Raw genomic sequence first — 15,011 nt, 5'->3', positions numbered from 1 at the left:
ATGTAAGACAAAATGGTACACAAAAAATGGTAGGCGACCAGCTACAGTATACAGTAGGCACTACAGAAAAAGTCATAGACCTTTCTAAATACACTGCTAATAAAAAACAAGTCAGAATACCTGTATCACAAATCAAGCTTGCACCAAATACTACAATCCAAGTAATAGACAAAGGTATGAGCATGAGCGTGCCATTTAATGCGTTTACACTTAATCAGGTAACCTCTGCTACAGACCATGCAGTAGTTGCAATAGATTTTGTAACAGGCGACAATAAACAAAATACCACAGTAACAAGAGCAATACCAAAGAATAAGCAAAGAGCATCAGAGGTTTACAAGATAAACTTTGCAGTGGTAGAGCCTAAGAAGAAGTATCCAATAAGCTTTACAAATGCACCTTTGGCATTAGCACTGACAGCTAATCAGTCAGGATACACTGTATTTGCACAATACGATGAAAAGACAGGTAAGATAGTGCAAAATGCAAACAAGAACATAAAAAACGGAGGCTACTATGTACTTCTTAAAAACAAATAAATTTAATTCATTGCTAAGCTTAATTTTAAGCTTAGCAATGGTTTTGAGTATGAGTATTGCATCTGTTGCTGAGCAACCACTCCAATATGGAAATTATCCGGTACTCAGAGGTACTACAAACCCTCAGGAGCTAGCAACAGATTATACTATTAAAGATGCCGGTGCAAAATTAAGAGAAATGACATTTGCCTCTATTATAGGAGTTATCAAACCTGTAAAGGGTATAACTAAACCAAACGAAACCCTAAACAACCAAAAACTGATTGACGCCTTTGCAAAAATCCAAGGACAGACAGAGCCTATAGAAGATTACAATGCAAAAGCAGTAGAGCTAGGTATGATTACAGAAGAAGAACTTGCAAAACCGGAAAATGCAAATTTTTTGACAAGACCTGTAACCATGAGAGAGCTTAATAAAAATTTTGGCAAGGTAATTGGTGTAGAAACAAAATATAATACATCAGTTAATCAACAGGCAAGAAGAGTTGACCTTGCAAATTTGATTTATGCAAATAAAGATTATTTTTTAAACAAATCCGGCATAAAAGAGTATGCAGGTGAAGTGCTAAATAAATCTAAAATAGTAGAAAATGGTTTAAATAAAATACTTGCTACTATAAAGCTGGATAAAAATATGGTTATAGACAAAGAAACCATGAAAAATTTGCAGGGTAACGGTGGAAATAACCAAAATGCAAATGAGCAAACACCGGGTATTACTCAAGTAGATAAAATTGTGCCTGATAACCTAAATTCATCTACAGTGATATCATATTTAAATATTATAAGTAATAAAGATGTAGCTATACTAACTCCACAGGGCTTTACCACAGATATGAATAGAATAGTATCAGGCAGTGGAATTAATATTTATACTAAAAATAACAGTATACTTTACGCTGAGCAATATACTAAATCTACCGGTCAAATTGCAGGCGTACTTGAAAGCATAACATTAAATAATAAAGATTACTTAACTCAAAGCCAAGGTACAGCAGAAAATTACACAAACGTAGTCAAAATCACAGATTATGATAACGTAGCCCATATTTATAAAATGCACCCTGATGTAAACATATTACAGGTAAGCAGTGAAATAGGTGATACAACCGGTATTTCAAAACCGGTTACACAAGACCAGTTAAGCTTTGGGCAAGATGTCTTACTAGAATTAAGAGACGACATAGTAACTGCTATTAAAGCCTATGTGCCGGTTGAACCTGAGCTAAATTCCTATGTACCACCTGAGTCTGAGCTATCAGCAGGCACAGTATTAGACGTTTCAGCAGACCATATAACTTTAACTAATAACGTAACTTATCCAATTAGCTCCTCTACACCAATATTAAAAGGCGGAGAATTAGCAACTTACGATAAAATAAAAGATGGAGACAGAATAAAATTATATTTTGATGATATCTATTCAGGTGTGCCATCAAAAATAGAGGTTGAAGGTAGCCAAAGACAAGCAGGAGCAATATTAAAGGCTAAGGTAGGACCATATTCCATAATCAAAAAAGGACTTACACTTAAAAACGTAAAGGAATTTGTTGATGGAGTTTGGATTGATGCTACAGGTGACACCTTAAAACAATATGAAAATATAAAAATAAATGGCAGTATTTATGCAAATGCAAAAAAAATACAGCCAAATAATTTAAAAACATACAACAATCAGGAAATTTATGCTGTAGTTGCAAAAAATCAAGGCATACCTACCATTCAGCAGGCAAAAATAAGACAGGGAAACTCACTTATATTTAATAATTCCATCAAAAATGTAGACCATTCACAAAACACACTTCAAATTGATAATAATCTAGTAAAGTTTGACGACTCTACAATATTTATAAAAGATGGTAACATAGTGCAAAGTGCAAACCTACAGACAGGCATTAACACCAGCATTGAGACAAATATGTTAAAAGACGCTCAAATAGTAATACAAAATGGTAGCGGAATTAACTTTGAAAATATCAAAGCTTATCCGTACAAGATTTACAGAGCTACTCTTAGAGATGTATTTGATTATTCAATACTTCTTGGAAATGATATAGAAAATAATAGAAAAGTAAATCATTTCTTCTTGTGGCAAGGCGGCAAGTGGTCAAGATATTCAGAAGATGCAACTACTCCAAGACTTAACTTCACTGAGCAAACCAAGATTTATGACCATGATAACGATATGGCAATCACGATAGACCAAATGAGAGAAAAGAAATATGCACTCAACACATTTGGCATCAGACCTGAATACTTTAACAGACAAGTATACGTTGTAACCAAGGACGATGTAGTGGTATCAATCGATTTAATAAAAGCACAGGGTTATGTAGATGTAAACTCACAAAATACAATAGTTGCTAAGGGTGTAGGCACATATGAGCAAGCTACCACAGACACTAATAAAGCAAATCAAGCTGGAAATAAAGCGGGCAATCAAACAGCTACAACTTCAAGTATAAAACCGGTGCTAGTAAAAGATATCAATGAGTACAACGCAAGTAAAAATATGCTGCAATACGTCAAACCGGTTACTACAACAGATACAAAAACTCAACAAATCAAACAGACACCTGTTAGAAAACTAATTGACATAACAAAGGCAAGCGTAATCTATAACGGAAAAGTAATTGACAAGACAGCAACCGACACACTTAAAGATAAGAATTTGACAATAGTATTCAGGCAAAACAGAGACAGAAAAACAAAAGACGGTATGGAAATACTTGAGGCTATAACAGTGATTGCAGAATAAAATTAAATAAAAAATATTGCAATGTCCATATAATTTTGGACATTGCAAGTTTATTAAAAGGAAACAAATCTATGAAAAAAACAAAATTCCTGACAGTTTTAGGTGCTTTAGTAGTTTTTTCTAGCCTTAATTTATCTGCCAATGCCTTGGGAGGCTATGACCCGGGCATTTATAAAAAGACAAATAATGACTCAAAGACAATGCAATACAATGAAATCACCTTTGTAACCGGAAAGCCTGTACTATTAACCGGTACACTTACAAGGACAGTAATAGATAAAGAAAAAGAAGATAGCATACTACAAAGAGAATTGGACAAAGTATTAAAACAACTGAGCAAAAATGCAAAAACAGCTACAAAAAATAATAAAGGTGCTCAAAGTACAGTAGCACCAGTGCCCAATGCACAGCTAGACCCCGAAGTCAATTATAATGGCACAACAATTTCAGAAAAATATTCTCTCAGCGGTGAAGGAGTAAAAATCACAAGAGACCTGAGTATAACACCGGTGAATAAATATTATGCAGGGCAAATAATACAAACAGCAAACATAAAAAAAGCTAAGGAAACTATAAACGTAAATGGCAAAACCTATAACCTAGACAGCAATCTGTCAGAAATGTCAGAGTCAGTGGTAATAGACACAAAGCCTGCCATAGATTATTATGGTGGCAATGCAAGCTTTTATAAAGTATTTACTGAGGGCACAGGAAATAAAGAGGGAGCTGCAAAATTAATCATACAAATGGATGGAAAATCCACAGGATATGATGAATTTTGGGGCAAAACTGATACAAAGACCTTAAATTACACAATAAATCTAATACCGGCAACAGGTGGCACAGACACTAAAACTACAACAACAAAAACTGCCAACGGCACAACTACAACAAATACGACTACTACGACAAGTCAAGCAAGTGGAACACTTAACGGGACATATACAGTCAAGGTTTCTCAAAATAGCATAAAGGATTTGATTTACTCAGAAAATGACCCAAAAAAGATTTCATTTAGAGGCGGATATGGAGTAACATCTCAAAATAACGCTGCAATGGAATATACCTATGATATAAACGGAGTGCAAGGAAGTGGCAACAGTCAAGTGGAAAATATGCCTGAAGTAACTAGACTTTTTGCACCGGTGCTTACAGATGTGCAGGGACATTATGCACAGGAGGCTATAAAAATAGTCACTTCAATGAATGGGTTTGACTCAAATAAAAAAATGTTTTTACCTAACGCTTATATTTCAAGAGACGAATTTGCAAGAGCAGTAGTTGTAACTTCAGGACTTTACAACAACAAAACTGATGGTTCTAAAAATAAAAAGACAACTTACAGACTAAAAGAAGAATTATTTTCTGATATGAAGGTATTGGATGAAAATTATAACTATGTAAAAACTGCCGTAGAAAAGAAAATTATGATAGGAAGGGACGACAACAAGTTTGAGCCAAAAAATCCTATCACAAAGGTTGAGGCGATAGCTATACTTACAAATTCACTTGGACTGGATGTTTTGATACCAAATGGAAAGTTTTCTACAGGCTTTGAGGATGAGTCACAAATACCGCCTTGGGCGTATGACAGTGTGTATATAGCTCAAAATATCGGGTTGATAGAAAAAGGTGGCACTCTACTTCCAAATTCATATCTTACAAAGGCTGATGCCAGCGAAATGTTATTACGCTATGTAGAATACATGACAGGAGATTTGAAAGAAGACTATATGCAAAGAATTTTAAATTACTAAGCATTATGCTCTGACATACGCAAATAATTTTGTGTATGTCGGAGCAATTTTTATAAAAAATTCGCTGATTTTGTATAGACTTTCGATGGACAGATGTGTTATTATATAGAATAGTTTTAATTTAGAACCAAAATTTTACAAGAGGTTTATAGATATGATAGATATACAGCATTTGAGCAAAACCTATAAAGGCTCAAATACAAAAGCACTGGACGATATAAATCTACATATAGACGATGCTGATATTTTTGGGATTGTCGGACTTTCAGGAGCTGGGAAATCTTCTCTAGTCAGATGTATCAATAGATTAGAAGAGCCTGATGAGGGAACGGTCGGTGTAAACGGAGTAGATTTATTAAAATTAGATAAGAAATCATTAAGACAGCAAAGAAAAAACATAGGTATGATTTTTCAACAATTCAACCTTTTTTCTTCAAAAACCGTATTTGAAAATATAGCTTTTCCGCTCAATTTAGATAAAAAGGATAACACTTATATAAAAAACAGAGTAGAAGAGCTTTTAGAGATTGTTGAATTGAGTGACAAGATAAATGCTTATCCTTCAGAGCTTTCAGGAGGGCAAAAGCAAAGAGTTGGCATTGCAAGAGCAATTGCCAATCATCCGCAGGTTCTACTTTGTGATGAGGCTACATCAGCACTTGACCCAAAAACTACATCACAAATTTTGGACTTGCTACAAAGGATAAATAGGGAAACCGGACTTACTCTAATAGTGATTACTCACGAAATGGAAGTAATAAAGCAAATTTGCAACAAGGTAGCTATTATAGAAAATGGTAAGATAATAGACCAAGCATCTACAATAGATATATTTTCACAAAAGCCAAATGAAAAAACTGAGCATTTTATCAAATATGATTTCAATTTACCAAAGGGAATGTATGACCTTAAAAAATATGCGCTAACATTCACTCAGGGTGAGGCACAAAATGCTGTAATATCTAGGGTGTCAAGAGAACTTAATATAGATATAAATATTTTATCAGGTAATATTGAATATATCCAAGAGCAACCTCTTGGCAGATTGTTAATTGGAATAGATGATAATTCCAAAGAACCACAGATGATAGATTTTCTTACTAAACACAATATAAGGGTAGAGGAGGTAAAAAATGCTTGAGTTATTGATTAAGCCTTTGACCGAAACTATCTATATGGTGGGAGTATCGACTATTCTCACTGTACTGATTGGACTGCCACTTGGAGCAATATTGGTAATTACCTCACAAGACCACATCATGCCAAATAAAGTGGTAAATACAATTTTATCTTATATAGTAAATATTACTAGGTCATTTCCGTATATAATATTTATGATTGTGCTGTTTCCACTTACAAAATTAATTGTAGGTACAAGAATAGGCACTACGGCTGCGATTGTGCCTCTTACCTTAGCGGCTATACCATTTTTTGCAAGAATAGTTGAAAGTGCGTTGATGCAAGTTCCTTGGGGACTTATAGAGGCGGCACTGTCCATGGGGGCAACTGAGTTTGAAGTGATTAAGGAGGTCATGATTAAAGAGGCACTTAGTCCGATAATCATGGGAGTTACCACTACTATTATAAATATCTTGGGTTATTCTGCTATGGCAGGCTCTGTTGGTGGTGGAGGTCTTGGAGATTTAGCCATTACCTATGGATATCTCAGATGGCAGGCAGATGTAATGATTGTGACGGTAATAGTCCTTATCGTATTGGTACAGCTTATACAATCTATAGGAAATTTTGTTGCTGCAAAAGTGAATAAGAATTAAAAATTTTGTAGATATTAAAAATCTAATTTGGGTATAACTCAAAATATATAAATTTTTATTGTTTCATGATATTATATAAAGTAAATTATTTTACTTAAATTTTATTGCTAGTTAAAAATCGGAGGATAATGATGAAAAAAAATCTAATCAAAGTGTTCACCTTAGCATTAGTAAGTGCGTTGACATTAGCAGCGTGCTCAGGTGGAGCAGATAACAAGCCGGCACAAGGTGATGCGGCTAAGACTACAGAAAAATCAAATAAGGTTTTAAAAATTGGAGCATCTCCGCAGCCTCATGCAGCTATACTTGAAAATATTAAACAAGACCTTGCTGACAAGGGTATTGAGCTTGAAATTCAACAGTTTAGCGATTACGTTGTACCAAATACAGCTGTTGAAGATGGTGATTTAGATGCGAACTTCTTCCAGCACGTTCCATATATGGATGAATTTAATAAACAACAAGGTACTCATTTAGTATCTGTTGGCAGTGTTCACCTTGAACCAATGGGTCTTTACTCTAAAAAGATTAAGGATTTAAAGGAATTAAAAGAAGGAGCTACAATTTCCATACCAAATGACCCTACAAATGGTGGTAGAGCATTACTATTACTTGAAAAAAATGGAATTATTAAGTTAAAAGACGGTGCGGGACTTGCAGCTACAGATAAGGATATAGTTGAAAATCCTATGAATTTAAAAATAACTCTACTAGATGCTGCTCAGTTGCCAAGAACCTTAGAGGACGTTGATGCGTCTGTAATAAATACAAACTTTGCCTTAGAAGCTGACCTTAATCCATTAAATGACGCTCTTGTAATTGAAGGTAAAGACTCCCCATATGCTAATATAGTAGCTGTAAAAGAAGGTAATGAAAAGGATGAAAGAGTTGTTGCTTTAATGGAGGCTTTAAATAGCGAAAAGACTAAAAAATTCATCGAAGATGAATACAAGGGCGCTATAGTACCTGCATTTTAAGCTTTGAAATAATATAAAAATAAAATTTTAAATCCCGATAATCATCAAATGATTTATTGGGATTTTTTTATAAAATAATTTTTTTCGGTAATTTTACCTTATTTGACAAATACATAAAAAGACTATAAAATAGAAAATTATATTATTTTGAAAATGGTAATTAAAATAGTATTATAATGAATTTAATTTTATTATAATAAAAAAAGGAATTTAATGAAATCACAAAATTTTATTACCGGTACTTTGATACTTATGGTGTCAAACCTTATTATTAAGGTATTAGGTGCGGTATTTCGTATACCTCTTGGCAACATTATTTTTTCAGATGGTTTGGGATATTATCAGAAAGCCTATTCGCTTTTTGTGGCAATTCTTGCGATATCTACCTCAGGTATACCGACAGCCATATCAAAAATGGTGGCTGAGAGAAATAAGCTAGGCAGGTATAAAACCTCAAAAAAAATATTTATGATAAGTATTAAGCTTTTCTTAGTGCTTGGAGTTATATCGTCTGCTCTTTTTTACTTTGGAGCAGAAAAGCTTTCGTTGATGCTACTGCATGATAAAAATGCTTACTATCCTATAAAGGCATTGGCACTTGCACTGTTAGTAGTGCCTGTAGTAAATGCGTTTAAAGGGTATTTCCAAGGCAGGAGTAATATGCTACCTACTTCACTTTGTCAGATAAGTGAGCAGTTTGTAAGAGTATTTTCAGGGCTGTTTTTAGCATATATACTTTTACCACATGGACTGCAATTAGCTGCTGGTGGTGCTGCCTTTGGTGCATCGCTTGGTGGAGTGATAGCATTTATAGTAATTTTCCTGATTTATCTGAAAGAAAAAAGACAAATTGACAAGGAAATACAACTATCAGAGGAAGAAAAAGAAGAAAAAACTAGTGAGCTTGTCAAGGAAATGCTTGCTATCGCGATACCTATTATTATTGGCTCTTTGGTAATACCTATAATGAATTTGATTGACTCAGTGTTGGTAAACCAAAGGCTAATGGATGGGGGCATTTCTTATAAAGATGCAAATTCGTTATTTGGTCAATTTACAGGTATGGCGGCGACAGTAGTCAATTTACCTCAAGCATTAACAGTTTCTATAGTAACTAGTGTAGTGCCGGCGGTGTCTCAAAGTTTTATAATAAATGATTTAAAAACTGTCAGAAAAAATATAAATATGGGTCTTAGAATGGGCAATCTTATTGCAATGCCATGTTTTTTTGGTGTAATGATAATGGCTGGACCTATTATGAAGCTATTATATCCAAAGGAAGGTGCATCTGCTGGCTCAATACTATTTACAATGTCTTTTATGATTGTATTGATAGCAGGACTTCAGACGGCGACAGCTGTACTTCAGGCTCTAGGCAAACCTATGGTGCCGGTTATAAATCTATTATTGGCAACTGTTGTAAAATTAATATTGACCTATTTTTTGACACCTATTCCATCTATAAATGTTAGAGGAGCAATAATAGGCACACTTGCAGCCTATGTAATAGCGTTTGTATTAGATTTATTCTATATCAAGAATATGCTTAGAATGAATTTTAAACTCAAGGCAACATTTATAATACCTTTGATAATGTCATTTATAATGGGAATTTTCGTTTTACTTTCCTATATTGTGCTAAACTCTTTGACTGGTTCAAGCAAGCTAAGCGTAGTATTTGCTATGTTTGTGGGTATGTGTGTTTATTTGTTTGAATTATTTTTCATGGGAGGTATTTCCAAAAAGGAACTGGAAAATATTCCCGGTGGAAGAAAACTGATGAACAAGTTATATAAAAATAAAGCAATATCAAAAAATGAAGATGAACATGTTGAACAGGAATAATTGTTAAAAACAATTTTGAGTTTTATTTGGAGGTAAAAATGCAGTGCAAATTAGCTAACGACACGCTTGTAGTAAGAGGCTTCAAGGGTGAGGACATTATTGAGATAATAAAGGCTGCTTGTGACAAATACGATGTAAAGGTAGGCTTTGTAACAGGTATTGGAGCTGTAGACCAGTGTAGCTTAGGTGTATTTGACGTATCTTCTAAGGTTTATCACAAAAATGTTTTTGAAGGCACATATGAAGTTGCCAGCTTGGTAGGCAACATTACACAAATGGACGGCAAGCCATACACTCACTTCCACATAGTGCTAGCGGACAAGCATGGAAATGCTTTTGGCGGACACCTTAATGACTCAAGAATAAGTGTAACTATGGAATTATTCATAAAAGTAATAGATATGAAAATAGACAGAGAGCTTGACGAAGAAATTGGTATAAATATGATGAAATTTGAATAAAGGTGATGAAATGAATAAATATATTGAAAGAGCAAATGAATTAAAAGAAGAATTAATTTTAAATAGAAGACACCTACACCAAAAACCCTGAGCTAGGGTTTGACCTTACGAATACAGTGAAATTTGTGACAGAAAAACTACAAAGCTATGGATTAGAACCTAAAAAAGTAGGAAAAGCCGGTATAACAGCTCTGATAGGCAAAGGAGAGCCTTGCATACTTTTAAGAGCGGATATGGACTCACTACCTATGCAGGAAACCTCAGGCTTGGATTTTGCAGCAACCAATGGACATTGCCATTCTTGCGGACATGATACACATACATCAATGCTACTTTTGGCAGCTAAAATGCTAAAAGAAAACGAGGCGAATTTAAAAGGAACAGTAAAACTAATGTTTCAGCCGGCAGAAGAAATTTTGCAAGGCTCATTAGATATGATAGAAAATGGTATTTTAGAAAATCCGAAGGTAGATGTAGCAGTGGCAATGCACGTCTTTATGGGAGAAAAAGATACAGCCTCAGGCTCTATCAGGACAACAAAAGGTATGGCAATGTCAAGTGCAGACGCCTATACAATTACAGTAAAGGGCAAAAGCTCTCATGGCTCAATGCCTGAACTTGGCGTAGACGCAGTAATTACAGCCTGCCATATTGCTATAGCACTGCAAAATATTACGTCAAGAGAAATATCAATGTTCAACCAAAACGTAGTGTTAGTAGGCAAAATAAGCGGAGGAGATACACCAAATACAACACCGGGTCATGCAAAGCTAGAGGTTACAACAAGGGCAAATTCAGAAGAATCTAGGGCATTCTTAGAAAAAAGAATTAATGAAATCTCAAAGGGAATAGCTGAAACCTTCAGAGCAACAGTAGAAATAACCCACAACATGGGTTCACCAACACTTTATAACAATCCTGAGCTGGTAGAAGATTTGCTTGAATCTGCAAAAAATATAGTACCGGAGGATAAAATCAATTTGGTTAGAATGAGCTCAGGTACAGAAGACTTCGCCTTTGTAGCACTCAAAGTGCCATCAGCACTGATACAGTTTGGAGTAGGCTCAATAGACGAAGGCTACAAATACGGCGTCCATAACTCAAGCATGACATTAAACGAAGACTCACTACCAACAGGAGCAGCACTTTACGCCCAGTTTGCTACTGAGTATTTGAATAAACATGGCAATTAATGGTTTTTAAATAAATCAATATAGAAATCTAACAAAAAAAATGAATTAATTAAAATTTATAAAAAAGCTTATCTATATTTTATGGATGAGCTTTTTTGTATATATTTTGAGAAAGCATTTACAAGCATTATGTAATTGTTTTTAATAAATTGTAAGCCGGTAGTGTCAAGTTTTTTGTGTAAACTCTTTTAAATTTCTTGTAAAAATAAGTAGTAAATAAATTTAAATAGAATCTTCAAGCTGTTTACGAAAAAATTTCATCAATATTTATTCCTTGTGATAGCGTAGTTATTAATTCTGTGTCAAAATTAGTCATGAGGATCTCCATCTTCTTGAAAATTTTTGTTTGGTAACTTAATTTTACAAGATATGGTCCTCTTTTTCTATACTTAGGAACAAATTTTTAGTTTACACATAATATTTTATACTATGGTATTGTTAGGTAAAGCCTAATAAGGCTTAAAATAATAAAAAATAAAATCCATTTTAAATTTTTTAAAATGGATTTTTACTTACTTAAATATAATTTATAATTAGTTTTTAAAGCTATGCACTGGGGCGGGAACAAAGCCGCCTCTGTCTATTAATCTTTTTGCTGAGGTTTCATTTATTTTTATTATTGGAGCGTAGCCAAGTAAGTCGCCAAATACTGCACTGTCACCGGCTTTTTTGCCGTAGACAGGGATTACTCTGACTGCTGTAGTTTTGCCGTTTATCATGCCGATTGCAGCCTCATCGCCGATTATTGCTGAGATTACATCTGCTGTGGTGTTTCCGGGGATTGCTATCATATCCAGTCCTACTGAGCAAACTGCTGTCATTGCCTCCAATTTTTCCATATTAAGGATGCCTTTTTCAGCACTTTTTATCATGCCCTCATCTTCTGATAGTGGGATAAATGCTCCACTTAGTCCGCCTACATTGGAGCTTGCCATTAGTCCGCCTTTTTTAACGGCATCATTTAGCATTGCTAGGGCAAGTGTTGTACCGTAGCCGCCTACAGTTTCTACTCCTATTTCTTCTAATATTCTTGCGACTGAGTCTCCAACTGATGGAGTAGGGGCAAGAGATAAATCTACTATGCCAAAATCTTTGCCTAGTCTTGAGGCTACTTCTTTGCCAACTAGTTCTCCCATTCTTGTAATTTTAAATGAGGTTTTCTTTATTTCTTCGGCAATAACTTCCATTTTTTCGCCTTTTTTGTTTTCAAGTGCAGATTTTACTACACCCGGACCGCTTATGCCGACATTGATAGAAGAGTCTCCTCTGTTTACTCCATGAAAAGCTCCTGCCATAAATGGGTTGTCATTAACTGCGTTGCAAAATACTACTAGTTTTGCACAACCTATTGAGTCGTTGTTTCTAGTTAGGTAGGCTAATTCTTTTATTTTTTCTCCCATAAGTTTTGTGGCATCCATGTTTATGCCGTGCTTTGTTGAGCCAAGGTTTACTGAGCCACAAAGTATGTCTGTATTTGCCAAGGTTTCAGGGATTGAGTTTATCAGATTAATATCGCTTTTTGTCATTTTCGCATCGCAAAGTGCTGAAAAGCCTCCTATAAAATTTACTCCTACTGCTTTTGCAGCTTTGTCCAGAGCGTAGCCTATTTTTAGGTAGGAGGTTTCTTTTACTGCACTTGCGATTATGCTAATTGGTGTGATAGATATTCTTTTATTTATGATAGGTATTTGATATTTTTTAGAGACTTTTTCTGCTGTGGATACCAGCTCCTCAGACTCATGGGTGATTTTATCGTAGATTTTTGTGCATAGCTTGTCCATGTCGCTGTCTATGCAGTCCATAAGGTTTATACCTATTGTTACGGTTCTGATATCGAGCTTGTGCTTTTCTATCATATTTATGGTTTCTATTATGTTTTTATCTATTATCATGACGCCTCCTAAATGTTGTGCATTACATTAAAGATGTCTTCATGCTGTAGGTTTATTTTTACGCCGATTTTTTCTTCTATTTGTTGGAATTCACTGGAAAGCTGTTCAAAATTGTCTTCAATGTCAGTCACATCTATGCTCATTATCATTGTGAAATTACCATCTAATATTGTCTGTGAAATTTCAAGGATATTTATTTTATTTTCCATCAGTGTCTTAGTGACATGGTAAATTATGCCGACTTTATCTGAACCGATTACTGTTATAAACGCTTTTTTCATGTTTCCTCCGAGGTAAAAATCTAAGTATTTAGTTTCGTAAATTTTCAAATCGATGTTAGTATATCATAAATTAAAGCAAATTTCCACGATTAATGTTGATGTGATAATTTTTATAAATTAAAAAGCTTACCAATAAATGGATAAGCTTTAAATGTTTTAATTATTTTTTGGCTACTACTTCTAAGATTTTCATGTCAGGTAGCTTAACTATGTTTACTCCGTCTTTTTTTCTCAAGAACAAGAATACGTCAAGGGTGCTTTTATTTTGAGCAACTTCAAAGTTTGAGTCCTTGCCGTCTGATTTTTTAGTAGCTTTATAGAAGTAATATTCGCCTTTTGGTAGGTGATTTGTGTAATCTACGGTCAATTTGTCTATGCCGACATAAGAAAAGTCAGAAAGACTTGAGTCGGAAAGTGAAATCATATCTAACATTCTAGCTGTAGCTACTAGGAATACAGTATTTTTGCCGCCGTTTTTGTGGAAGTCTTCGTATTTTATACCGTTATTATATTTTTTAGCAAGCTCCTCGTGTTCAGAAGATGCAGGGTAGAAGTATACGTCATTTGTATAAATATTTAGATAGAAGAAACCATTTAACTTGTTTGGTTCGTAGCCTTTTTCATGGGCAGTGAAAATAGCGTATTTTCCGTTGGTCAAATACTTTTCTCCCTTTGGTTCATCGGTTGTTACGAAGGTATATTTGAATTGATTGTAGGTTTCTTTTCCCATAGACTTTTCTAATACTGGTAATAAAGATATTTTGGAAAAATCCGGTTTGTCCATCAGGCTTGTGGCAGTTGAGTTAATCAATAAATTGTTTTTTGATTTGTCAAAGGATAAGCTGTATCCCATATATTTTGACAGGATATTTGCTGGGACAAATAATTTGTTATTAATTAGCTTGGTTGGGTTGTTTGTGCTTATCTTTATACCGTTGACCAATATTCCGTAAGTGTCGGAAAATGAAAGGCTATTGTTGTTGAAGGCTGATAGTTTTTCTTCATAAGTTATAGTTGCAGTTTTTGTAGCTGCCTCCCATGAAGTGACAGCACCTGTAATATTTGCAAAATCAGACAGAGCCACATAGGAAACGCCATTAATAATCTTGACAGGCTGTTCGCTTGTATACTTATAATTGTTTACATACACATTTATGTTTTCGGCAAAGGCAAGGTTAAATGAAAATGTAAAAATTGCCATAGCTAAAAACAAGTATTTAGTTAAAAATTTCATTAATAGTTCACCTCAAAATTGTTGCAAAAATAAATTTGCATGAAAATAAAAAATCCTCTTTATTGAAAGAGGATTTTTTTATAGAATTTATTCTTGTTTAAAATCTTCTTTACTAGCTCCACAAAGTGGGCAAACCCAATCATCTGGAAGGTCTACAAATTCTGTTCCAGGTGCTACGCCATTGTCTTCGTCACCTAGTGCTGGGTCATAAACATATCCACATACATCACATACATATTTCATAATTATCAATTCTCCTTAAAATTTTATTCGAGGTGATTAATCTCATGGTCTATTAT

At 34.4% G+C, this 15,011-nt stretch carries 13 protein-coding genes; 9 read left to right on the top strand and 4 right to left on the bottom strand.

Annotated features, from left to right (window positions below; translation table 11 throughout):
* The 9 genes from BBG48_RS11035 to BBG48_RS09430 form a co-directional block, all read left to right on the top strand.
* Positions 1 to 539 (top strand): hypothetical protein (locus tag BBG48_RS11035; protein ID WP_158527925.1); only part of this gene is annotated, 539 nt, incomplete at its 5' end.
* Positions 517 to 3,297 carry a hypothetical protein gene (locus BBG48_RS09465; RefSeq protein ID WP_068913183.1) on the top strand — a complete coding sequence of 927 codons (2,781 nt, stop codon included), beginning with the start codon at positions 517 to 519 and terminating at the stop codon, positions 3,295 to 3,297. The genes BBG48_RS11035 and BBG48_RS09465, both read left to right, overlap by 23 nt.
* Before the next feature lie 71 nt (positions 3,298 to 3,368).
* Entirely contained in the window at positions 3,369 to 5,054 is a 1,686-nt protein-coding gene (locus BBG48_RS09460; protein ID WP_068913182.1) for an S-layer homology domain-containing protein, read from the top strand.
* Between the two features lie 154 nt (positions 5,055 to 5,208).
* Positions 5,209 to 6,195 (top strand): methionine ABC transporter ATP-binding protein, encoded by a 987-nt coding sequence (locus tag BBG48_RS09455; RefSeq protein ID WP_068913180.1) that lies wholly within the window; start codon positions 5,209 to 5,211, stop codon positions 6,193 to 6,195.
* Positions 6,188 to 6,829 carry a methionine ABC transporter permease gene (locus BBG48_RS09450; RefSeq protein ID WP_068913178.1) on the top strand — a complete coding sequence of 214 codons (642 nt, stop codon included), beginning with the start codon at positions 6,188 to 6,190 and terminating at the stop codon, positions 6,827 to 6,829. The genes BBG48_RS09455 and BBG48_RS09450 overlap by 8 nt, the downstream gene beginning before the upstream one ends.
* Before the next feature lie 131 nt (positions 6,830 to 6,960).
* Complete coding sequence (locus tag BBG48_RS09445; RefSeq protein ID WP_068913176.1) at positions 6,961 to 7,806, top strand: MetQ/NlpA family ABC transporter substrate-binding protein; 846 nt, start codon at positions 6,961 to 6,963, stop codon at positions 7,804 to 7,806.
* A 213-nt stretch (positions 7,807 to 8,019) separates the two neighbouring features.
* Complete coding sequence (locus BBG48_RS09440; RefSeq protein ID WP_068913174.1) at positions 8,020 to 9,651, top strand: putative polysaccharide biosynthesis protein; 1,632 nt, start codon at positions 8,020 to 8,022, stop codon at positions 9,649 to 9,651.
* Positions 9,652 to 9,689: 38 nt separating this feature from the next.
* Positions 9,690 to 10,112: a PPC domain-containing DNA-binding protein gene (locus BBG48_RS09435; RefSeq protein WP_068913173.1), complete on the top strand. Its 423-nt coding sequence runs from the start codon at positions 9,690 to 9,692 to the stop codon at positions 10,110 to 10,112.
* A 62-nt stretch (positions 10,113 to 10,174) separates the two neighbouring features.
* A complete protein-coding gene (locus BBG48_RS09430) occupies positions 10,175 to 11,305 on the top strand; it encodes a M20 metallopeptidase family protein (RefSeq protein ID WP_094754430.1) in 1,131 nt (376 codons plus the stop codon).
* A 533-nt stretch (positions 11,306 to 11,838) separates the two neighbouring features.
* Here the strand turns inward: BBG48_RS09430 and BBG48_RS09425 are convergent.
* The 4 genes from BBG48_RS09425 to rd form a co-directional block, all read right to left on the bottom strand.
* Entirely contained in the window at positions 11,839 to 13,197 is a 1,359-nt protein-coding gene (locus BBG48_RS09425; protein ID WP_068913171.1) for a PFL family protein, read from the bottom strand.
* A gap of 8 nt (positions 13,198 to 13,205) precedes the next feature.
* A complete protein-coding gene (locus BBG48_RS09420) occupies positions 13,206 to 13,478 on the bottom strand; it encodes an ACT domain-containing protein (protein ID WP_068913169.1) in 273 nt (90 codons plus the stop codon).
* A 160-nt stretch (positions 13,479 to 13,638) separates the two neighbouring features.
* Positions 13,639 to 14,712, bottom strand: a complete 1,074-nt coding sequence (locus BBG48_RS09415; RefSeq protein WP_068913167.1) for a copper amine oxidase N-terminal domain-containing protein — start codon at positions 14,710 to 14,712, stop codon at positions 13,639 to 13,641.
* Positions 14,713 to 14,799: 87 nt separating this feature from the next.
* Positions 14,800 to 14,958, bottom strand: coding sequence for a rubredoxin (rd, locus tag BBG48_RS09410; protein ID WP_068913251.1), 159 nt, complete (start codon positions 14,956 to 14,958; stop codon positions 14,800 to 14,802).
* Positions 14,959 to 15,011 lie beyond the last annotated feature (53 nt).

It is taken from the genome of Criibacterium bergeronii (assembly GCF_001693775.2).
In the GTDB taxonomy this organism is placed as follows: Bacteria; Bacillota; Clostridia; order Peptostreptococcales; family Filifactoraceae; genus Peptoanaerobacter; species Peptoanaerobacter bergeronii.
Note: the sequence above shows the minus strand (reverse complement) of the source record. Positions and strands in the feature narration are given on the sequence as shown.

What these genes read in the sequence shown, in the direction of transcription:
- BBG48_RS09445 (WP_068913176.1), top strand. Translation starts at nt 6,961, where the DNA reads ATGAAAAAAAATCTAATCAAAGTGTTCACCTTAGCATTAGTAAGTGCG.
- BBG48_RS09440 (WP_068913174.1), top strand. Translation starts at nt 8,020, where the DNA reads ATGAAATCACAAAATTTTATTACCGGTACTTTGATACTTATGGTGTCA.
- BBG48_RS09420 (WP_068913169.1), bottom strand. Translation starts at nt 13,478, where the DNA reads ATGAAAAAAGCGTTTATAACAGTAATCGGTTCAGATAAAGTCGGCATA.
- BBG48_RS09435 (WP_068913173.1), top strand. Translation starts at nt 9,690, where the DNA reads ATGCAGTGCAAATTAGCTAACGACACGCTTGTAGTAAGAGGCTTCAAG.
- BBG48_RS09425 (WP_068913171.1), bottom strand. Translation starts at nt 13,197, where the DNA reads ATGATAATAGATAAAAACATAATAGAAACCATAAATATGATAGAAAAG.
- BBG48_RS09460 (WP_068913182.1), top strand. Translation starts at nt 3,369, where the DNA reads ATGAAAAAAACAAAATTCCTGACAGTTTTAGGTGCTTTAGTAGTTTTT.
- BBG48_RS09415 (WP_068913167.1), bottom strand. Translation starts at nt 14,712, where the DNA reads ATGAAATTTTTAACTAAATACTTGTTTTTAGCTATGGCAATTTTTACA.
- BBG48_RS09450 (WP_068913178.1), top strand. Translation starts at nt 6,188, where the DNA reads ATGCTTGAGTTATTGATTAAGCCTTTGACCGAAACTATCTATATGGTG.
- BBG48_RS09455 (WP_068913180.1), top strand. Translation starts at nt 5,209, where the DNA reads ATGATAGATATACAGCATTTGAGCAAAACCTATAAAGGCTCAAATACA.
- BBG48_RS09465 (WP_068913183.1), top strand. Translation starts at nt 517, where the DNA reads ATGTACTTCTTAAAAACAAATAAATTTAATTCATTGCTAAGCTTAATT.